Source organism: Ruegeria sp. BH8 (assembly GCF_056538065.1).
On sequence record NZ_JBQFSP010000001.1, the window covers coordinates 515,377 to 536,185 of the forward strand.

The following is a 20,809-nucleotide window of genomic DNA, read 5'->3' on the forward strand; positions in this document are numbered from 1 at the left end:
AACAGGATGGGTTCTTTACCCATATCCTATGTTAAAGACTTAAACATTTGTCGGAGGGACATCATAATGGCAAATTACGCAAATCTCCCCGCGCCGACGCCCGAGGGCGGCCTGAACCGCTATATGCAGGAGATTCGCAAGTTTCCCCTGCTTGAGCCAGAAGAAGAATACATGCTGGCCAAGCGCTGGGTTGAAGAGCAGGACACAGAAGCCGCGCATAAGATGGTGACATCGCACCTGCGGCTGGCGGCCAAGATTGCCATGGGATATCGCGGCTACGGTCTGCCGCAAGCCGAAGTGATTTCCGAAGCCAATGTGGGCCTGATGCAGGCGGTCAAACGTTTTGACCCTGAAAAGGGTTTCCGTCTGGCCACCTATGCCATGTGGTGGATTCGCGCCTCGATTCAGGAATATATTCTGCGGTCATGGTCGCTGGTGAAACTGGGCACAACTTCGGCGCAGAAAAAACTGTTCTTCAACCTGCGCAAAGCCAAGGCGCGCATCGGTGCACTGGAAGAGGGCGACTTGCGCCCCGAAAACGTCGCGCAAATTGCCAATGATCTAGGCGTGACCGAAGAGGAAGTCATCAGCATGAACCGCCGTATGTCCGGCGGGGACGCGTCTCTGAACGCCACGGTCGGGTCCGAAGGCGAAGGCACGATGCAATGGCAGGACTGGCTTGAGGATGAAGACGCCGACCAGGCCGGAGATTATGAGGCGCGCGATGAGCTGGAAGCGCGTCGCGAGTTGCTTGCTGCGGCGCTGGACGTGTTGAACGACCGTGAAAAGGACATCCTGACCCAGCGCCGGTTGCTGGATCAACCGGTTACGCTGGAGGACCTCAGCGCCCAATACAATGTCAGCCGCGAGCGGATCCGTCAGATCGAAGTTCGCGCGTTCGAGAAGCTGCAAAAGAAAATGCGGGATCTGGCACGTGAAAAAGGGATGCTGGGTGTCAGCTGACCACAATGCCAGCCTGCAATAGCTGCGGGCTGGTATTTCATCTGTGCGAAGAAACCGCCTCTTCGCGCAAATGCCCGGCGCGTCCTGACAGATCATTTCCTGCTGAACGCGTATGACCGCTATCCGGACTGTGAAGCCAAAAGAATGGCCGCAGGGCCAAAGCTATGGTACTGCAAGGACGCGTTTCATTTCGATGAAGGTGTGACAGGTCGATCCTGCGGATCTCGCAGGGTCACGAACCCTTTGGGGTTCAAACATCTATGGAGAGCGTTATGCAAAAACCGGTTCAGTTTGGCGTGTTAGGTGCCGCGAAATTCGCGCGTGAATACATGGCACCGGCGATACATGCCGCCAACGGGGCGCGACTGGCTGCACTGGCGACGTCAGATGCGGCAAAGGCTGAACCTTTTTCGTCTTTCTGTCCCGATCTGAACGTGTTCAAAAGCTATGATGCGCTGTTGGCGGACCCTGGTATTGATGCGGTCTACATACCACTGCCCAACCATCTTCATGTGGAATGGAGCCTGAAAGCGCTGGATGCCGGCAAGCATGTGCTGTGCGAAAAGCCGATGACAATGAAGGTGGACGAGTTTGACGCATTGATCCAAAAGCGCGAGGAAAGCGGCTTGCTTGCCGCCGAGGCGTATATGATCGTGCATCACCCCCAATGGCAACTGGCACGTAAACTGATTGCGGATGGTGCAATCGGCAATCTGGTGCACGTAACCGGAGCGTTCAGTTTCGACAATCGGGCAGATACCCAGAATATTCGTAACCGCGCTGAAACGGGCGGCGGCGGATTGCGTGATATCGGGGTCTACGTGATCGGTGGAGCCCGTTTTGCAACGGGGCAGGAACCGGTGTCGATACAATCAGCCATCCGTTGGCAGGATGATATCGACATCTTCACCGAAATTCGCGCGCAGTTCCCCGGTTTTACCTACTCAAGCTACGTGTCCATTCGGATGCATCCTCATCAGGAAATGGTGTTTCACGGGGACAATGGCCTGATCCGCCTGACAACTCCGTTTAATGCGCGTGTGTTTGGTGAAGCCCGGGTCGAGTTGCATCGCCCGGGGCTTGAGGTGCTGGTCACCCGGTTCCCTGGAGCAGACCATTACAAGCTTCAGGTCGAGGCCTTCTGCCGCTCGGTCAGGGAAGGAGTAGAGTATCCCTGTCCGCTGGAGTTTTCTCGGGGGACGCAAGAGGTGATTGACCGCGTGTTCGACGGCGCAGTTTCGCTGTAACTTGCCCTTTGCGCGCGGGCTCGGCTATCCTTTTGCTTACGTTTAGCAGGAGATGACCCATGGCCGGAGGCTGGGCGCGCGACGGCGCAGTGAGCGAACAGATCGAAGCGTCGATTTCGGATGAACTGGCGCGGATGCAGGCGCAAAAGCGGCCTGTTGGTGAAAGCCTGACCCATTGCGCCGAATGCGAAGAGCCGATCCCTGAGAAACGCCGCGTTGCTTTGCCGGGCGTGAAGCTGTGCCTTGATTGCCAGCAGGAACGGGATGGTGCGTACAAGGCACGTGGCGGCGTCAATCGGCGTGGGTCAAAAGACAGCCAGTTGAAGTGATCTCAGGTACGGCTGCTACAAGCCCAGACTTATTGCTACGCAAACTGTTCGATCACCAGAATATTGTAAGCTTTGCCATATGCTCTCGAAACATTCCCAGGGCATCAATTGGTAAGATTGCGCCATCTTCGAGCAATATCTTGGTTCGGATTAGTTCAGGGCCAAACTCTCGTTCATGGTAAAAGAACACGATTTCGATTTCTCGCTGACTTGCAATGTCTTGTTCAGAGATAAATCCTGACAAAGAACCTCCACGCATACGTGCTGGACGTGTTTTCAGGCATTGACCGGCGCCGCTTACTACCAATTCCGTGCAATAAACCTTGCGTTCTGAAAGATACCTTTCGCTCAAACTTCCATAGTGTTCAGACGTGTAAGGCGTGATGGCTTCCAAGAGAGCTGTGACCGGAGAAGCGCACTCTAAGCAGGTGTATCTAATAAATGCCTCATTGAACTCGGCTGACCAGATTTCCTCTCTTTCCATGTTGGCGATAAGGTATGACCCATCAAGGCGACCAAACCGAGTGCCTTCTGCATAGCTTGTTTGTGCGAACAGAATTGTGGCGATTGCCATCAATTGAGTAAGAAGTTTCAATGGCCATCCAGCATTCAAGGTTACTTTTCTTCACTGAGAAATCACTTTTACCATAAAGTCCGGTCCAAAGCTGTTCAACGCCAGCTTCGTCCCGCGTAGCGGGCGTTCAGGGGCCCCTTGGGCGCGACAGTGCCGGGCATGGCAGGTTTTTTCAGCAAGGCAGATGTCGCGACCCTCTGTCGAGGGCGTCTCAACCCTCCATCGCCTCCAACTCGTCAATGAAGCCTGAGATCATCGACAGGCCCTTGTCCCAGAACTTGGGGTCGCTGGCGTCCAGGCCGAACGGGGCCAGCAGTTCCTTGTGGTGCATTGAACCACCAGCGCGCAGCATGTCGAAATACTTGTCCTCAAACCCTTCCGCGCCGCTTTCGTATACCGAATAAAGCGCGTTCACGAGGCCGTCGCCGAAGGCATAGGCATAGACATAAAAGGGCGAGTGGACGAAGTGGGGGATGTATGCCCAGAAGGTCTCGTACCCGTCCATGAATTCGAATGCGGGGCCAAGGCTTTCGGCCTGAACGCTCATCCACAGGGCGTTGATGTCATCCGGGGTCAGCTCGCCCTCACGTCGGGCGGCGTGCAACTTGCATTCAAAGTCGTAGAAGGCGATCTGGCGGACCACCGTGTTGATCATATCTTCGACCTTGCCAGCCAGCAGAACCTTGCGCTGTTCCGGGGTTTCGGCCTGTTCCAGCATCTTGCGGAACGTCAGCATCTCACCAAAGACCGAGGCGGTTTCCGCCAGCGTCAGCGGGGTGGATGACAGCATCTCGCCCTGGCCGGCGGCCAGCACCTGATGGACACCGTGTCCCAGTTCATGGGCAAGGGTCATCACATCGCGCGGTTTACCCAGATAGTTGAGCATCACATAGGGGTGAACATCTGTAACTGTCGGATGGGCGAAGGCCCCCGGCGCTTTGCCCGGTTTCACCGCCGCGTCGATCCATCCTTTTGAGAAGAAAGGCGCCGCGATTTCACCCATCCGGGGGTCAAAGGCGTTATACGCGTTCATCACCGTCTTTTGGGCCTCTTCCCAATTCACGATACGCGTGTCTTCCATGGGCAGGGGCGCGTTGCGGTCCCAGACCTGCATGACGTCCAGTCCAAGCCACTTGCGCTTCAGCTCATAATAGCGATGGCTCAGTTTGGGGTAGGCGGCCACGACTGCCTCACGCAGGGCCTCGACCACCTCGGGCTCGACATCGTTCGACAGGTGACGCCCGGTCTGAGCGGTCGGCATCTTGCGCCAGCGATCGACGATTTCTTTCTCTTTGGCCTGCGTGTTGTGAACGCGGGCAAAGGTTTTGATATTGTCCTGAAAGACCGAAGCCAGTTCACGTGCCGCGGCCTCACGTTTCGCGCGGTCCTGTTCCGTCAGCAGATTCAGGGTGCCTTCGATGTTCAGTTCTTCACCGTCGACATGAAATGCCAGTCCGGCAATCGTTTCGTCGAACAGACGTTCCCACGCGTCGCCGACAACCCCCAGATCATGAAGGAACTTTTCCAGTTCATCAGACAGCTGATAGGGCTTCATTGCGCGGATGCGACGGAACACAGGTTCGTAGCGGGCGAGATCCGTGTTCGCCGCAAAATGCGCCTTCAGAACATCGTCTTCGATCCGGTTGATCTCGAGCGTGAAGAACACCAGCGGAGTGGTGAAGATCGTGATCTTTTCCTGCATGTCCGACAGGATTTTGGCGCGCTCTGCATCTGTGGTCAGTTGATAATAGCGCAGACCGGCAAAGGACATGATACGCCCGGCGATGGCGTTGATCTTTTCGTTGCGATGCACACAGGTCAGCAGGTCTGCGGCCTCCAGATCAGCCAGCTTGCCTTCGTAATCAGCAGCAAACGCGGCACATTCACCTTCCAGCCAATCCAGATCGCGCGCTAATTCGGGTGCGTCTTCCGAGGTATAGAGATCGCTCAGATCCCATTCCGGAAGATTGCCCAGATTGCCGGAACCACCGATTGCGTTCGCGTCACGGACAGGGAAGGGAAGGTCGCGCATGGATCACCTTTAGTAGACTGCTTTTGCAAACATCTAGGGCTGGCGCGCCCGGATCACAAGCGGCCAATTCCAAAGGTGAAAGGGTTTACGAGGAAACCAGCTCGGATGCGCCATTGGCCTGATTGGCCAGAAAATGCGCCGCAATCTTGTCCAGAACCGGCCCTCGAACCTCGGGTGCTTCCATCAGCACCTCGTGTTCACCATCCGGGATTTCGATCAGCGTTCCGTTGGGCCAATTGGCCATGCGCGCACGAATTGCCTTGCGGTCAACGATTTGCTCATGGCTGCCCAGAAATGTCAGGCAGGGTGTTTTTGGGGCGGGCTGTTCCATCAACCAAGCACATTCATCCAGCGACTCGCGCAGCCACAGATTTGATGGGGCACCCAGCGCAAGTTCAGGATGCTCATTCAACTGATCCTGCATCATCCGGTACATGTCTGGATCACGGGTCAGCATATTGCCTTCGAAAGGTTGCGACAGGACATAACTTTTGAGCGTCGTGGTGGGGGGCGTCCGCTCGCCCAGGCCAAGTGCTGTGCCCCAATAGGCTGTCACGCGGCTTAGGGGTTTCATGACCGGGGTGAAGAAAATTCCCCACATCGGGCCCGTGAAGGCACACGCGGCAAAGCAGCCATTCTCGATGACGGCACGCAACCCGATTGCACCGCCCATCGAATGCCCGACCACGTACCATGGTTTTGGCAGGTCCAGCGCGCTTGCAAGTTTCAGGGTGACCTGAACGTCCTGCTGGTAATCGGTGAACTGATCGACATGTCCGACCCGAGCATCGTCCAGCAACCGATCCGCAAGACCCTGACCGCGCCAGTCGACGGCCAGCATAGCGAACCCACGCTCGGTGAATTCGCTGGCAGTAGTGCCGTATTTCTCAATGTATTCCGTGCGTCCAGGAAACATCATGACAGTGCCATGTGCTTTTCCGTCCGGAAGCCAGTGAGCAACGCGGATGCGTTTTTGATCCGTCGTCGTCAACCAGTGGGCCTTTCCACCGGCGGGGCCGCCGGCCACGTCTTCAAACAAAGGGGCCGGCGAGAACTCCATCAGGCCAGTACCGATGCCAGCTTCATGGCAACACCCATGTCGCCATCAATGCTCAGCTTGCCGGACATGAACGCACCTGTCGGGTTCAATTCACCGCTGAGGATTTGTTCAAACGTGTCGGCATCCGCGCTTAGGGTGACATCAGCATCATCGTCGCTGACCCGCGCGCCGTTGGAATCCAGGACAATGGCACCCAGATCGGCGATATCAAACTTGGCCGAGGCATCAAACGCGCCGCCTTCCAGTTTTTCATTCAAAGCGGCGGCTGCCTTTTCAAGTGTCTCGCTCATGTTTTTCCTCATATTGTTAGTGCGCCGTGAATGGACATCCCCGGTCGCAACGCTACACTGACTATTGTTATGAGCATTGCAATCCACAATCTCAAAGGTATCGTCGCGGCACTTTTTGTCCTAGTCACGATTTCCTCCACTTGCCTTGCGCAACAGGCGGATTCACGGGACGAGGGCGAATTGCTGCAACAACTTGCCCAATCGACGCCCGATCAGGCCATTGCTCTGGATCGGCAGTTGCAAGCTCTGTGGGCCCAGTCCGGTTCAGCATCGGCCGATCTGCTGCTGGAACGTGGCCGCGAAGCGTTGGATGACGGAGACGTAAGTGCGGCACTGGAACATCTGACCGCCCTGACGGACCATGCGCCCGATTTTGCTGAAGGCTGGCACCTGCGCGCTTCGGCCTTTTTCGGGATCGAACGGTTTGGCATGGCCGCTGCCGATCTGGAACATGCCCTGACCCTGAACCCCAACAATTACGAGGCAATCTACGGTCTGGGCCTGATCTTTGAGATTATCGGACAACCTGACAAAGCTTACGAGGCCTATTCACGGGCATTGGCTATACATCCCCACCACGAAGAAGTAACCAATGCGGTGAATCGACTGAAGCCGCAGATTGACGGCGCAGCGCTGTAAGGTCCGGGCAGGGGGCAAAGGTGAGCGGGTCATCCCGAATAGTGGCCGTTTTGGGCCCTACGAACACAGGTAAAACCCACTATGCAATCGAACGGATGCTGGGATACCGAACAGGTATCATCGGTCTGCCGCTGCGTCTGCTTGCGCGCGAGGTCTACGATAAGATCGTCGCCATCCGCGGGCCGTCGATTGTTGCGCTTGTCACCGGTGAAGAGCGGATCGTACCCCCCCGGACCCAGTATTGGGTCTGCACTGTCGAGGCGATGCCCGAAGGTGTGGGTGCGGATTTCGTGGCGATTGATGAAATCCAGCTGTGTGCCGACCCCGAGCGCGGCCATGTCTTTACAGATCGCCTGCTTCGGTCGCGCGGAACAAACGAGACACTTTTTCTTGGCTCTGACACCATGCGTGGCCCGATTGCCGCGCTGGTACCCGAGGCGCAGTTTGTCCGGCGCGAACGGATGTCGCAGCTGGTCTATTCCGGTTCGAAGAAACTCAGCCGGATGCCGCCCCGCAGCGCTATTGTCGGATTTTCGGTCGAAAATGTGTATGCCATCGCGGAGCTTCTGCGCCGCCTGAAAGGTGGCGCGGCGGTGGTCATGGGTGCCCTCAGCCCGCGGACGCGGAATGCTCAGGTGGAGCTTTATCAAAATGGTGAGGTTGATTACCTGGTCGCCACAGATGCTATCGGCATGGGCCTGAACCTGGATGTTAACCACGTTGCCTTTTCATCCCTGACCAAATTCGACGGGCGGCGGATGCGTCCGCTGGCCCCGAATGAGCTTGCCCAGATCGCCGGCCGGGCCGGGCGCGGGATGTCGGACGGCACCTTTGGCGTGACCGGAGAGGCACCGCCGCTGGACGAAGGTGTCGCGCAGGCGGTCATGGACAGCCGGTTCACGCCGATGAAAAAGTTGAACTGGCGGAATGCCGCTCTCCGGTTTGGTTCGATTGAAGCACTGATCAACTCGCTTGAAGTCAGTCCAAATGACGAACACCTGATCAAAGCCCGCCCTGCTGATGACCTGAATGTGTTGAAATCGCTGTCACAACAGGCCGAGATTGTCGCCCGCGCAAGTGACGGTCCATCCATTCGATTGCTGTGGGATGTGTGCAGAATCCCTGATTTTCGCGGCATCAGCCATGCAGAGCACGCAAGCCTGCTGGAAGTGATCTATGGCCACCTGCACGAACGCGGCAGTATTCCCGATGATTTCATGGCCCGGCAGATACGGCGGATTGACCAAACCCATGGGGATATCGATGCGTTATCCAAAAGGTTGGCATATATTCGCACCTGGACATATGTTGCGCAACGAAACGGTTGGGTGCGTGACGAATCACATTGGCGTGACGAAACGCGCACTGTAGAAGACAGACTGTCTGACGCACTTCATGAGCGACTGACTCAAAGATTTGTGGACCGGCGTACATCGGTTTTGTTGCGGCGGCTCAAACAGAAGGAGGCCCTTTTGGCCGAAGTAAATGACAAGGGTGAAGTGACCGTCGAAGGAGAATTCGTCGGTCGTCTGGAAGGGTTCCGGTTTAGTCCGGACAAAAGCGCGCAAGGAACCGAGGCGAAAGCGCTCAAATCGGCATCTTTGCAAGCACTCGCGCCGCAATTCCATCTGCGTGCCGATCGCTTCTACAATGCGCCCGATACCGAAATTGATTTCACCGATCAGGGCGGCCTGATGTGGGGCGAATATGCCGTTGGCAAACTGGTTGCCGGGGCCGAACCTCTCAAGCCTGTGGTCGAGGTTTTTGTGGACGAGGCCGCCGGTCCGGATGTCGAACAGAAGGTGCGGCGCCGGTTGCAGCATTTCATCGACCGCAAGATCGCTGCGCTGTTCGAGCCGCTGCTGAATCTGTCGCGCGACGAGGAGCTCAACGGGCTGGCGAAAGGGTTTGCCTTCCGCATGGTCGAGGCGCTGGGCGTACTGCCGCGCGCCGGCGTCGCGCAAGAGGTCAAGGATCTGGATCAGGACGCACGTGGCGCATTACGCAAGCATGGTATCCGGTTTGGCCAGTTCACCATCTTCATGCCGCTCTTGCTGAAGCCCGCACCGACGCGTCTGCGTCTGGTGCTGTGGGCGCTGTATGGCGGTTTGCAGGAATTCCCCGAAGCACCGCCTCCGGGGTTGGTGACTGTGCCGGTCGCCAAGGATGCACCGCAGGGTTACGACACCATGTGCGGCTACCGCGATGCGGGCGACCGATCGATCCGTATCGACATGCTGGAACGTCTGGCGGACATGCTTCGTGCGGAAGACAGCCGTGGCGGGTTCGAAGCCAAGCCGGATATGCTGTCGATCACTGGTATGACGCTTGAACAGTTTGCTGACCTGATGCAAGGGCTGGGTTACAAAGCCGAACGCGGCGAGCGTGGCAAGGTCAAACCGGCACCGGTGGAGCAGCCTGTGACAGAGGCGGCAGAACAAGCCATTATCGATGAGACGCCAGCACCTGACGTGGCATCAGAAGAGGTCGCCGCGCCCGCCGAGGAGGCGACAGCCGGGGCCACCGAAAGCACCGAGACGGCAGCCGAGGCTGTCGCAGAAGGTCAGGTTGCGGAACCTGCGTCGGATGAACCCGAGGTCGAAGTGTTTTACACCTTCACCTGGGGCCGTCAGCGTCAGCCGAACCGTGGTCCGCGCCGCGAGCCGGGGCAGGGCAAGGGGAAACCAAGGGGTAAACCGCAGGAGGGCCGTGGCAAACCGCACGGCAAGAAGGGCGCAAAGCCACAAGGGGCCAAGACCTTCTCGTCACGGCCACCGAAAAAAGAAAAGGCCATTGATCCCGACAACCCGTTCGCCGCAGCGCTTATGGGTCTGAAGGACGGTAATTGACGCAAGATGGCCGAGGCCAAACTGCGGATCGATAAATGGTTGTGGCAGGCGCGGTTCTTCAAGACCCGCAGCCTTGCCGCCAAACAGGTCAGTGGTGGCCATGTCCGGCTGAATGGAAACCGGGTGCTGAAACCGGCGCAGACCGTGGCCCCCGGTGACGTTCTGACCTTCTCGCAGGGCCGCATTGTCCGCGTTATACGTGTGGAAAAACTGGGGGAACGCCGCGGTCCGGCGCCCGAGGCGCAAACGCTGTACTTTGATATGACCGAAAAGCAGGAAGCGCCTCCTGTAAATCCGGGTTTCGAGGGAAAAGGTCGACCAACCAAGAAAGATCGACGCGCTATTGATCTTTCTCGCCCGGAAGATCACTGATCCTGTCTTGAAGAGCGGGCCAGACTGAATTAGCTAGTCGCTCAAACCGCAAACAGGAATCCGACCATGACCTATGTAGTCACCGAAAACTGTATCGCCTGCAAATACACCGACTGTGTCGAAGTGTGTCCGGTGGACTGTTTCTACGAAGGTGAAAATACGCTGGTCATCCATCCTGACGAATGCATTGACTGCGGCGTGTGCGAGCCCGAGTGCCCCGCCGACGCGATCCGCCCCGATACCGAGCCGGGCATGGAGGAGTGGGTTGAGTTCAATCGTAAGTATTCCGAACAATGGCCGGTGATTGTCACCAAGAAAGACCCGCTGCCAGATGCGGAGGAGCGTGACGGTGAAGAGGGCAAGATGGAGAAGTATTTCTCGGAAGCGCCCGGCGAAGGCGGCTGAGTGATTCGTTCCAAGCGGCCTGTATTGGCATAAAGACCGCGGCACAACCTGTTGAATGCAGGTTGAATATGATAAATTCCCGTAAGGTAAACTTTCGGGCGTCGTAAATTTGTGATATACTGCACCTACATGATGACCGAGATTGGGATGCGCTCCGTAAGTATGCTCACTTTGGAGTTCTGAATTTGTGACAATATCGCCGCCTGACGGGGCTGAGACAGTCCCCGCATGTGGTGCTTTTGTTGTCCGTGTCCCGTCCGCAAGCAAGGAAAAAACTGAATGACAAAGTCGAAAAAGCTCGAGTTCCGCCCGAACGACTATGTTGTCTACCCCGCCCATGGCGTGGGTCAGATTATCTCGATCGAGGAACAGGATGTCGCGGGATTCTCGCTTGAGCTGTTCGTCATCTCATTTGAGAAAGACAAGATGACGCTGCGCGTGCCGACCAACAAGGTAACCGAATCCGGTTTGCGGTCGCTTAGCTCGCCCGATGTGATCAGCCAGGCGATGAAAACGCTGAAAGGCAAGGCCAAGGTGAAACGCGCTATGTGGTCCCGCCGTGCGCAGGAATATGAGCAGAAGATCAACTCGGGTGATCTGATCTCGATCGCCGAAGTGGTCCGTGACCTGCACCGCACCGATGATCAGCGCGAGCAGAGCTATTCCGAGCGTCAGCTATATGAAGCTGCCTTGGAACGTCTGACCCGTGAGGTCGCGGCTGTTTCAGGCGCTGGCGAGGTGTCAGCTGCCAAGCAGGTTGACGAGGTTCTGACCTCACGCGCAGCCTGATCGAAGGTACTTTGACAAAACGGGCCGTTCCAAATTTGGGGCGGCCTTTTTCGTGGCTTGGTGATTTGTTCAAGTGGCGCTAATTTCACTGTATATGCAGCGGATTACTGGACAGACATGAAGCAGACTGTGAAATACCTGTATATCGGACACGACCCTGTTTCGGTCTGGTTTAGGTATGCACTGATCCTGTTTGACGTGGCGACAATCATTTTCTTTGTCGGGACGGCCCACATCCCGCACGGGCCGGGCTTGACCGTTGCAAGCCAACTGGTCGGTGTGCTGATCTTTCTGGATTTCGCTGCGCGTCTCTGGATTTCAAAAGACCGCTGGAGATTTTTGCGCCAGATCTACACAGTGGCGGATATCGTGGTCGTCCTCTCGCTGGTGCTTGATCCGTTTTTGACAGGAAACCTGGCTTTCCTGCGGATATTACGCGCCCTGCGTCTGATCCATTCATATCATCTGCTCTGGGATCTGCGGCGCGACAGCCGTTTTTTCCGCACGCATGAGGACGCTGTTATCGCGGCGATCAACCTGCTGGTCTTTGTCTTTGCCACCTCGACGGCCGTTTTGGTGTTTTTTATCCCCGAAGACGCGCAAACGCCCTACATAGACGCGCTGTATTTTACCATGGCGACGCTCACTACGACCGGGTTTGGCGACATCACTTTGGTCACACCGGGCGGCAAAATGTTTTCCGTCTTTATTATGGTCGTTGGCGTGGCCTTGTTCGTCCGGCTGGCGCAGGCAATTTTCGCGCCACAGAAGGTCCGTCACAAATGCCCCAGCTGTGGGTTGTACCGGCACGACCCGGACGCCGTGCATTGCAAACATTGCGGCGATACGTTGCGAATTGAAACTGGGGGCGCTTCTTAGATCTGGGCGCTGAGGGCAAGCAGAAACGTGATCTCCGCCAATTGCTGTGACGCGCCCAGAATATCTCCGGTTTGACCGCCGATCTTGGCTTTCGCGACGAGCCCCAATACCGCGACGACCAAAGCCGCGCAGACTATCGCGTTAAGCGCCAGACTTCCGCACAAGCTGAAAGCGACCAGAATCGCGATGCCCACGGCGATACAGGCTGATCCTGCGCCGGGGGTGCCAACTGAATGGCTCAGGCCCGACTTTCTGGCGTTTGGAAGAAGAACCATTAGTGCTGGCATCAGGGCGCGGGAAAATACGCAAGCTGCAACAACCATCCAGATCGGACCAACAGCCAGCATGGTGGAAATCGCGGATATTCGTAAAATCTGCGAGATCATCAAGGCAAGCACGCCGTAAGTTCCAATCTGGCTGTCCTTCATGATCTCCAGCCGCCGTTCAGGGGTGAATCCGCCCCAAAGCCCGTCGAACGTGTCGGCCAAACCATCCTCGTGCATAGCGCCCGTCAACAGGATCAGTACCGCGACCAGCAACGAGGCTGCCACAAACGGGGGCAGTTGAAGCCTCATCGACAGCCAACCGGTCAGGCATGCCAGTCCGCCAACGACCAGCCCAACCAGTGGAAATGCCCATACCGATTGTGCCTGCCGGGCAAACACGGCTTTGGGCAAACGGGGCAGGGGCAGGCGGGTCAACAGCACCAGGGCCAGCGGAACATCCCACAGGGAAAACGGTTTGGTGTCGTTTTTATGCACGCCCGTGCCTTTCGGGGTCTTGTTGGTTTCGATCCTTCGGTTAAACACGCAGGACCACTCTGATGCAATGAGGCTTTCATGCTGCCTGAACTGAATGATTTGAACACGTTCCGTGCTGCCCTGGCGGGGGCTCCGGGCCCGGATGCCGCTGCGGTGCAGGGCGCGGCCCAGCGAAACGGACAATTGACCAAACCCCCCGGCGCGCTTGGTCGGCTTGAGGATATTGCGGTCTGGTATGCAGGATGGCGAGGGGACGCCCGTCCACAGGTCAGCGCGCCTCAGGTCATTGTGTTTGCCGGAAATCACGGTGTTACCGCGCAGGGTGTTTCGGCCTTTCCGCCGGAAGTAACCGAGCAGATGGTGATGAATTTCGAACATGGCGGGGCGGCGATAAACCAGTTGGCCAGGGCGGCAGGCGCGAAGATGGATGTTCACGCGCTGGATCTGGACAAGCCGACCGCAGATTTCACCCAAACCCCCGCCATGACAGAGGATGAATTGCTGGCCGCGTTGCGCTCTGGCTGGCAGGCCGTTGATCCGCAATCCGATCTTTTGGTGGTCGGCGAAATGGGAATTGGCAACACCACCCCGGCTGCGGCTATTGCCTGCGCGCTGTTTGGCGGCGACGCGTCGGATTGGACGGGGCGCGGAACCGGTGTGGATGACGCCGGTCTGGTCAACAAAACCCGTGTCGTGGCCGAGGGCGTCGCGAAACACACGTCGAATGATGGTCTGGACATCCTGCGCTGTCTGGGTGGGCGCGAGATTGCTGCAATGGCGGGTGCAATTGCTGCCGCGCGGGTGTTGCGCATCCCGGTGATCCTGGACGGGTTCATCTGTTCGGCCGCCGCAGCCTGCTTGTGGAAGTTGTCCGATGGCGCGCTGGATCATGCCGTGGCAGGCCACCAAAGTGCCGAAGCGGCCCATGGTGCCGTGCTGGCGAAATTGGGCAAAGAGCCGTTGCTGAGCCTTGGCCTGCGGTTGGGCGAAGGGTCCGGCGGGGCGCTGGCGATCAACATTCTGAAAAGTGCCGTCGCCTGTCATTCCGGCATGGCAACCTTTGCCGAAGCTGGGGTTTCGGACGGCTGAACTCGCACCTGACCCGGGCAAAGGCTTGGGTCAGGCCGATTTCTTGGCGTGCTCTTCAGCCAGTTCCAGCAGCGCGGTTTCCAGATCCTTTTCCAGCGCCTGCGAACGCTCGATGTATTTCTTGTTTTCGGCGATTGGCATTCCGGGGACCCAAAGCTCGGCCAGATCGCGCACCGCCTTCCTGTCATGGTGGTAAAACGTCTGTTCAGCCTGGGCTGCTTCGTATTCACTCAGTCCGATATTCTCCAGAACATAGCGACCTGCGCGCAGCGAACTGTCGAACATTTCCCGCACGATGTCATTGGCACCCGCCTGATACAACTCGTATACATGGGTCCGGTCGCGGGCGCGGGCGATGATGTGAAGGTCAGGACGCTGCCGTCGGGCATAGCTGACAAGCCGTGTGACTTGCTTGTGATCATCCATAACGGCGACAAGAACGGATGCTTTGTCCAATCCCGCCGCGCGCAACAGTTCCGGCCGAGTGGGATCGCCCAGAAAGCCTTTGACGCCAAATCGGCGCATCAGCTGAATCGTTTCAATATTGTGGTCCAGAACGACTGTCTTGAAACCGCTGGCCCGCACCAGCCGGTTGACGATCTGACCAAAGCGACCAATGCCGGCGATGATGACCGGGCCCTTTTCGTCAATCACGTCAGGTTCGGGGCTGGCCGCGGAATCGCCAATCTTCCGCGACAACGCATCGTAGACGATGAAAAGAAGCGGCGTGATCAACATCGTCAGAGCAACGATCATCAGCAGTTTCTGCGACAGGTCGGGCGGAATGACATTCTGTTTCGTCGAAAATGCCAGCAGGACAAAACCGAACTCACCAGCCTGCGCCAACCCAAGGGTGAACAACCAGTGATCACGTCCCCGCAGTTTGAAGGCCTTGCCCACCAGAAATAGGATGATCCCCTTGGCAAGTATCACAAGCAGCGCCAGTCCAATCAGGTCCAGCGGGTCGTTGAAAAAATAACCGAAGTCTATTCCGGCACCGACCGTGATGAAAAACAGCCCCAGAAACAATCCTTTGAACGGCTCAAGGTCGCTTTCCATTTCATGTCTGAATTCAGAACTGGCCAGAACAACGCCTGCCAGGAACGCGCCCAGGGCAGGTGATAGGCCGACCAGTGTCATCAGAAACGAAATGCCCACGACAATCATCAGTGCCAGTGCGGTGTACATCTCGCGCAGACGGGTTGCGTGGATGAAGCGAAACAACGGTCTTGTCAGGTAGACACCGGCCAGAATGACAAACACCACAACGCCGATTGTGACAAGGGTGACGGCCCAGCCCGGCAGCCCTTCGACCAGCGACAAACTGTGATCGCCTGCGCCATGTGATCCTCCTGCCCCCCGGTCAATCGATCCATCTGCTTGGAAACGTGGCATGGCGGGCAGCGCCAGCAGTGGCAACAAAGCCAGAATTGGGATCACCGCGATGTCCTGCGTCAACAGAACCGAAAATGTCGCGCGGCCGCCGTTTGTCTGCATCAGGCCTTTTTCTGACAGGGTTTGAAGAACGATCGCGGTCGATGAAAGCGAAAGGGTCAACCCTACCGCCAGGGCAACCGACCAGGGATGGTTGGCGTACATGGCCACGGCAGCAATCGCGACTGTTGACAGCAACACCTGCAATCCGCCCAGACCCAATAACTTGTCGCGCATGTCCCACAGGGCGCGTGGCTCCAGTTCCAGACCGATGAGAAACAGCATCATCACCACGCCAAATTCGGCCACATGCTGAAGATTTTCGGTTTCCGCTCCGACAAGGCCCAGTGCGGGTCCGATAATGATCCCGGCGGCAAGATAACCCAGCACGGATCCCAACCCCAGTCTGGCAGACAGGGGAACGGCAATGACTGCCGCTGCCAGATAGATTGAAGCCTGATATAGAAAGTCGTCCATGTGTGTCCTCAGAACCTTTTCAGGTGGGAAGGGGGGCGTCGCGTTTAAGTTGATCCATTACGATCTGGCTTTGTACTCTTGCAACGGCAGGATGCGGCAGGATCACATGATGTAGCAAGCTGTTGAGGGCGGACAGGTCGTCACAGTAGATGTGCAGCAGATAGTCTGCCTCGCCCGTCATCGTCCATGCACTGGTAATCTCGGGTCGGGTGTCGACCATGCGGGCAAAGCTTGCGGATTGCTCGGGGCCATGGGTGCCCAGATGCACCTGAACGAACCCCTGCACCTGTAAGCCCAGTTTCAGCGGGTCCAGCCGGGCAGCATATCCGGTGATGTACCCTTCGACTTCAAGCCGCTGTCGGCGGCGACCCGCTTGACTGGGCGACAGGTTCAGCATTTCACCCAGTTGTTGCGCTGTCAGATGTGCATCTTTTTGCAGCGCGGAAAGCAGTCGCTTGTCGGTTGCATCCAACATGTGCGGAAAAATCCTGATTTTATTAACTGATATGCGCATTTTGCGCGTCATCTTGCAGTTTATACAAAAACAATGCGCAGAAACAGCGTCAGAAAAGTCGTATTTTTGAATCAGCAAAGAAATTCCTGTTTTCGTAGGAGACGCCCATGGGTCCTTTCCCGCACAATGCCCCGAAATCCGTGATCAGCGAAGAAAACCCTGCCGGAACAGATGGGTTTGAATTCGTCGAATTCGCCCATCCAGAACCGCAGGAGCTGCGTGATCTGTTCGCAAAGATGGGGTTTGATCTGGTGGCCCGCCACAAGGAAAAACCTGCTGTCGAGCTTTGGCAACAAGGGGATGTCACATACATCCTGAATGCTGACCCGGACAGTTTCGCGGCTAAGTTCGTGGCCGAACATGGGCCCTGCGCGCCATCGATGGGCTGGCGGGTGGTGGACGCGCAAAAAGCGTATGAGCATGCCGTGTCAAAAGGTGCGGAACCTTACGACCACGCTGACAAAACCATGAATGTGCCTGCGATCAAGGGTATTGGCGGGTCGCTGATCTATTTCATTGATCAGTACTACGACACATCGCCCTATAATCAGGAATTCAACTGGATCAAGGAATCCAAACCTCGGGGCGAGGGGTTCTTCTATCTCGATCACCTGACGCACAATGTCTACAAGGGCAACATGGACAAGTGGTTCAAGTTCTATGGCGACCTGTTCAACTTCCGTGAAATTCGTTTCTTTGACATTCAGGGAAAATTCACCGGCCTTTATAGCCGCGCGCTGACATCACCCTGCGGTCGTATTCGTATTCCGATCAACGAGGACCGCGGTGAGACCGGGCAGATCGTGTCTTATCTGAAGAAATACAAAGGTGAAGGCATTCAGCATATCGCAGTGGGCAGCGACGACATCTACGCGTCAACCGATGCTATTGCTGAAAACGGCCTGAAGTTCATGCCGGGTCCGAATGAAGCTTATTACGAGATGTCCAGGACCCGCGTGGTCGGCCATGAAGAGCCGCTGGACCGGATGATGAAACACGGCATCCTGATCGACGGTGAAGGTGTCGTTGACGGGGGCGAGACGCGCATTCTGTTGCAGATCTTCTCGAAAACGGTGATTGGCCCGATCTTCTTCGAGTTTATTCAGCGCAAGGGTGATGATGGTTTCGGCGAAGGGAACTTCCAGGCGCTGTTTGAATCCATCGAGCGCGAACAGATCGAAAACGGCGAGATTTCCGCGGCTTGATCCAAATGAACCAATAAGTCGGGGGCGGTTCTGCTGCCTCTGACGTGCCTGTCTACAGGTGATCGGTCACAGCTTTGAGCGCCTATGTCAGCTGCGCGGCATCGCCAGGGTCACGTTGCGACCTTTCTTTTGATAACGCAGTTCGCTGTCACTGATGGCAATGACCTTGCCGCCGTCAATATTGTCGCCGACTTTCAATTTTTTGTAGCGCCCGCTGGGAAGCCGAACCAAAGCGCGCCTGTTTGCGGGTGTGCCGTAAACGCCGATCAGATTTAAGCGACGCAGATTGATCGCGTTATCGAGCGTGGCCTGGCGGGCTACAGATGCGGTTGAGGGAATCTTGGGTGCAACCGATTTCGGCTGAAACGATCCGGCGTCATCTGAACTCTGGTCCAGCGCGGCCGTTGATCCAAGATTGGAGTTACCAGAAGCAGGTGCCTTTGCAGTGTCCAAACCCGCCGGTCGCAACCTGGGGCGCGGGACGCGGACAACGGCCAATGCTGTTGGCGTCTCGTCGATTTCTGTGCGCGCTTGTAAACTGTCCGGGCGCGCTTTTGGTCGCTTGGCCGAAAGCTCTGCCAGCGACCGCCCCCCCAACTGCCCGCGCTCGAAGCTCTCGACCAGATCTGCGGGGCGGGGTTTGGGGCGAAGACCGGCCAGTCTTTCGTCGACCTCGTCAAGTACGGGTTCGTCTTCGAAACGCACTGGCGTCGCTGGAGGAACCTTCGGTGGCCGGCCCTGATAAATGACAATCCCATCCGGGTTCAGCGTCCCTTCCGGCGTGGGCGTTACCAGCCCGCGGTCATCCAGATTGAACCGCGCTCCTGCTATGCCATGTTGCACGTCCCGAACAAAGGGTTCGTCGGTATCGAAACTGGAAGCCGGGGGCAGGGCAACCGCATCGCTGGACAGGTCGGATTTGTCAATCGACGTCAGATACAGATCGTCCGGTTCCGGGGCTTCTGGCACATCCAAAGCGGCCGGAGGCGTTACATTCACACCGGATGCAGCGCTGATATCCTCATCTGCCTCGGGGTCCTGAGCCACAGATTCAACAGGGGTCGGGGCCACCTTGAGCGCCTCAAGGATTGCCGCGTCGGTAGGCGTGAGTTCCGGTTGTTCTTCGGCTTCGGCGTCAGTAGGTTCCGGTGTTGGGGGCACGTCCCTGTCCAGAGGAGGCTCAGGTGGCAAGTTTTCCGGGGGGGCAATTGCCGCAACTTCGGGCACTATCGGTGGCAGGGCGTCGATTACCGGCTCGGAAACACCTGTCTCGGTTGGAGTTGGGCTCAGTGCGGCCTGATCTGTTTCTCCACCGCTGTCCAAGGCCAGCCAAACGCCGAAAGCGCCACCAAGAAGAAGCGCCGCGGCAAATGCCGGGATAGCAAAACGCGGTGCCTGCGCTTTTGTGGTCGCAAACTTATTGTCAGGTGTTTCGGGGGTCAGAAACACGTTTGGTGCCGCTGCGCCTGCAATGGGATGCGCTGGTTTCCCAGCGGATTTTGCCGGTTCGGGCTGGTCTGTGTTTTTTACCGACAGCGGTAGCTCTGATGGTCGGGTTTCCGATGCGCCCGAACGCTGCGCGAACAATGCCTCTCGGGGGAATGCGTCTGCGTCTTCCTCGGCGCAAAACAAAACCGGCACGAAACCATAGTCCGAGGCAAAGGCCCGCGCCTCGCTCAGCGTTTCCTGCGCGACAGCTGCAACATAGGTGGTGCCGCCTTCGGTCTGATAGTCGTAGCTGAGCTCGGACAAAGCGTAAGGCGTTGCGTCGGCAAGTGCGCTCTCAATACGTTCGACCGTGTCTTCGGGGGGCAAGTCATCGGTTGTAACCTGAAGGTATCGAACCTGTTCGGAAGGCAAAACAAGCTTGCAGCTTAGGTCGTTTTCCAACGCAAAGGCGTTTTCCCGCAAAACCTGCATCTGACCGGACAGGTCCGGCGAATCCAAGGGAATCGAGCCGATAACGAACCATTCGTCATCCGAGTGATGATACAGTGATATTCTGGTCGCAGAAAAAGACAGCGCAAAGGCAGGTTTCATAATCCGCAGGAACCATAATTATCAACGTCAATGCAAACACCTTGGCGTTCGCAGACCGACATTAAAGCAGGAACTTGCCGAGGGAAAGAAAAAGGCAAACTCTCCTCTTGTATGGCAATGCATCGCCGACCCATCTTTAATGCAAGCAAATCGGAGTGATAACATTGAAGACATTCGCTTTTCTGGCCGCGATGATGGCCGCAACGACCGCTGGACTTGCCCATGCGGAAGAACGTCGCATCACCGTAGACGCAACCGGAACCATCGAGGTTGCTCCCGATATGGCGACTATCACATTGGGTGTGACAAATGAAAATGCCGAGGCTTCGGCAGCGATGCAGGCCACCTCGGACGCAGTTGCGAAGGTGTTTGCGCGCCTGACCGGGATGGGGATTGAAGACCGCGATATTCAGACCCGCGATCTGTCGCTTTCCCCTGTTTGGTCCGGGCGGCACGGGCAGAATGGGGAAACACCGGAAATTTCGGGGTTCGCAGCCTCGAACCGCGTGTTTGTGCGTGTGCGTGATCTGTCCAAGCTTGGAAGCATCATGGATGCGGTCATTCAGGATGGCGCCAACGATTTTGGTGGATTGAGCTTTGGGGTGCAGGATACCAAACCAATCGAAGCCCAAGCGCGCGCGCAAGCTGTCGGCGAAGCTATGGCCAAGGCCGAGCAGTTGGCGCAGGCCGCGGGTGTAACCCTTGGCGCGGTGCAAACGATTTCGGAACAAACGGGGGGCGTGCGCCCGATGCCCGAGATGCGCATGATGAGCATGGCTGACGCAGGGGGTGTTCCTGTGGCAGGTGGCGAGGTTTCGGTGTCTGTCAGCGTCTCGATGGTGTTCGAGATTTCGGAATGAA

At 57.1% G+C, this 20,809-nt stretch carries 20 protein-coding genes; 12 read left to right on the top strand and 8 right to left on the bottom strand.

The features are described from left to right. Positions 1 to 66: 66 nt before the first annotated feature. The 3 genes from rpoH to ACR0AD_RS02550 all read left to right on the top strand — a co-directional run bounded on the left by rpoH (position 67) and on the right by ACR0AD_RS02550 (position 2,539). Positions 67 to 963 (top strand): RNA polymerase sigma factor RpoH, encoded by an 897-nt coding sequence (gene rpoH / locus ACR0AD_RS02540; protein WP_267366971.1) that lies wholly within the window; start codon positions 67 to 69, stop codon positions 961 to 963. A gap of 272 nt (positions 964 to 1,235) precedes the next feature. Continuing rightward, entirely contained in the window at positions 1,236 to 2,210 is a 975-nt protein-coding gene (locus ACR0AD_RS02545) for a Gfo/Idh/MocA family protein (RefSeq protein WP_480485957.1), read from the top strand. A 59-nt stretch (positions 2,211 to 2,269) separates the two neighbouring features. Then, positions 2,270 to 2,539 (top strand): DksA/TraR family C4-type zinc finger protein, encoded by a 270-nt coding sequence (locus tag ACR0AD_RS02550; RefSeq protein ID WP_480485956.1) that lies wholly within the window; start codon positions 2,270 to 2,272, stop codon positions 2,537 to 2,539. A gap of 52 nt (positions 2,540 to 2,591) precedes the next feature. Here the strand turns inward: ACR0AD_RS02550 and ACR0AD_RS02555 are convergent, their stop codons facing one another. From ACR0AD_RS02555 to ACR0AD_RS02570, 4 genes are all read right to left on the bottom strand, one after another. After that, a complete protein-coding gene (locus tag ACR0AD_RS02555) occupies positions 2,592 to 3,134 on the bottom strand; it encodes a hypothetical protein (protein ID WP_480485954.1) in 543 nt (180 codons plus the stop codon). A gap of 190 nt (positions 3,135 to 3,324) precedes the next feature. Further along, positions 3,325 to 5,145 carry a M3 family oligoendopeptidase gene (locus tag ACR0AD_RS02560; RefSeq protein WP_480485952.1) on the bottom strand — a complete coding sequence of 607 codons (1,821 nt, stop codon included), beginning with the start codon at positions 5,143 to 5,145 and terminating at the stop codon, positions 3,325 to 3,327. An 85-nt stretch (positions 5,146 to 5,230) separates the two neighbouring features. After that, the gene (locus tag ACR0AD_RS02565) at positions 5,231 to 6,205 is read right to left on the bottom strand and encodes an alpha/beta hydrolase (protein WP_480485950.1); all 975 of its coding nucleotides are present in this window, start codon (positions 6,203 to 6,205) and stop codon (positions 5,231 to 5,233) included. Beyond that, entirely contained in the window at positions 6,205 to 6,495 is a 291-nt protein-coding gene (locus tag ACR0AD_RS02570) for an SCP2 sterol-binding domain-containing protein (RefSeq protein ID WP_209504212.1), read from the bottom strand. The genes ACR0AD_RS02565 and ACR0AD_RS02570 overlap by 1 nt, the downstream gene beginning before the upstream one ends. Before the next feature lie 69 nt (positions 6,496 to 6,564). On the opposite strand from ACR0AD_RS02570, the gene ACR0AD_RS02575 reads away from it, so the two are divergent. The 6 genes from ACR0AD_RS02575 to ACR0AD_RS02600 all read left to right on the top strand — a co-directional run bounded on the left by ACR0AD_RS02575 (position 6,565) and on the right by ACR0AD_RS02600 (position 12,428). Next, complete coding sequence (locus tag ACR0AD_RS02575) at positions 6,565 to 7,134, top strand: tetratricopeptide repeat protein (RefSeq protein WP_480476608.1); 570 nt, start codon at positions 6,565 to 6,567, stop codon at positions 7,132 to 7,134. Between the two features lie 20 nt (positions 7,135 to 7,154). Next, positions 7,155 to 9,983 (top strand): helicase-related protein, encoded by a 2,829-nt coding sequence (locus tag ACR0AD_RS02580; protein ID WP_480485948.1) that lies wholly within the window; start codon positions 7,155 to 7,157, stop codon positions 9,981 to 9,983. Positions 9,984 to 9,989: 6 nt separating this feature from the next. Then, entirely contained in the window at positions 9,990 to 10,355 is a 366-nt protein-coding gene (locus ACR0AD_RS02585; RefSeq protein ID WP_480485946.1) for an RNA-binding S4 domain-containing protein, read from the top strand. A gap of 66 nt (positions 10,356 to 10,421) precedes the next feature. Further along, positions 10,422 to 10,760, top strand: coding sequence for a ferredoxin FdxA (fdxA, locus tag ACR0AD_RS02590; protein WP_170616129.1), 339 nt, complete (start codon positions 10,422 to 10,424; stop codon positions 10,758 to 10,760). A 279-nt stretch (positions 10,761 to 11,039) separates the two neighbouring features. Next, positions 11,040 to 11,549, top strand: coding sequence for a CarD family transcriptional regulator (locus ACR0AD_RS02595; protein WP_209504207.1), 510 nt, complete (start codon positions 11,040 to 11,042; stop codon positions 11,547 to 11,549). Between the two features lie 117 nt (positions 11,550 to 11,666). Further along, positions 11,667 to 12,428 carry a potassium channel family protein gene (locus ACR0AD_RS02600; protein WP_480485945.1) on the top strand — a complete coding sequence of 254 codons (762 nt, stop codon included), beginning with the start codon at positions 11,667 to 11,669 and terminating at the stop codon, positions 12,426 to 12,428. Here the strand turns inward: ACR0AD_RS02600 and cobS are convergent. Next, the gene (gene cobS, locus ACR0AD_RS02605; protein WP_480485943.1) at positions 12,425 to 13,237 is read right to left on the bottom strand and encodes an adenosylcobinamide-GDP ribazoletransferase; all 813 of its coding nucleotides are present in this window, start codon (positions 13,235 to 13,237) and stop codon (positions 12,425 to 12,427) included. The two genes, ACR0AD_RS02600 and cobS, sit on opposite strands and share 4 nt — an antisense overlap. A gap of 30 nt (positions 13,238 to 13,267) precedes the next feature. Here cobS and cobT point away from each other — a divergent pair, with 30 nt between their 5' ends. Continuing rightward, positions 13,268 to 14,278 (top strand): nicotinate-nucleotide--dimethylbenzimidazole phosphoribosyltransferase, encoded by a 1,011-nt coding sequence (gene cobT / locus ACR0AD_RS02610; protein ID WP_480485941.1) that lies wholly within the window; start codon positions 13,268 to 13,270, stop codon positions 14,276 to 14,278. A 30-nt stretch (positions 14,279 to 14,308) separates the two neighbouring features. On the opposite strand, the gene ACR0AD_RS02615 is transcribed toward cobT, so the two are convergent. Both ACR0AD_RS02615 and ACR0AD_RS02620 read right to left on the bottom strand, forming a co-directional pair. Further along, entirely contained in the window at positions 14,309 to 16,189 is a 1,881-nt protein-coding gene (locus tag ACR0AD_RS02615; RefSeq protein ID WP_209595914.1) for a monovalent cation:proton antiporter-2 (CPA2) family protein, read from the bottom strand. Positions 16,190 to 16,208: 19 nt separating this feature from the next. Beyond that, entirely contained in the window at positions 16,209 to 16,664 is a 456-nt protein-coding gene (locus ACR0AD_RS02620; RefSeq protein ID WP_209504202.1) for an Lrp/AsnC family transcriptional regulator, read from the bottom strand. Between the two features lie 146 nt (positions 16,665 to 16,810). On the opposite strand from ACR0AD_RS02620, the gene hppD reads away from it, so the two are divergent. After that, complete coding sequence (gene hppD, locus ACR0AD_RS02625; protein ID WP_480485938.1) at positions 16,811 to 17,908, top strand: 4-hydroxyphenylpyruvate dioxygenase; 1,098 nt, start codon at positions 16,811 to 16,813, stop codon at positions 17,906 to 17,908. Positions 17,909 to 17,995: 87 nt separating this feature from the next. Here the strand turns inward: hppD and ACR0AD_RS02630 are convergent, their stop codons facing one another. Then, positions 17,996 to 19,948 carry a hypothetical protein gene (locus tag ACR0AD_RS02630; RefSeq protein ID WP_480485936.1) on the bottom strand — a complete coding sequence of 651 codons (1,953 nt, stop codon included), beginning with the start codon at positions 19,946 to 19,948 and terminating at the stop codon, positions 17,996 to 17,998. Between the two features lie 155 nt (positions 19,949 to 20,103). Between ACR0AD_RS02630 and ACR0AD_RS02635 the strand changes: the two genes are divergently transcribed. Next, on the top strand, positions 20,104 to 20,808 hold the full coding sequence (locus ACR0AD_RS02635) for an SIMPL domain-containing protein (protein WP_348540367.1): 705 nt from the start codon (positions 20,104 to 20,106) through the stop codon (positions 20,806 to 20,808). Position 20,809 lies beyond the last annotated feature (1 nt).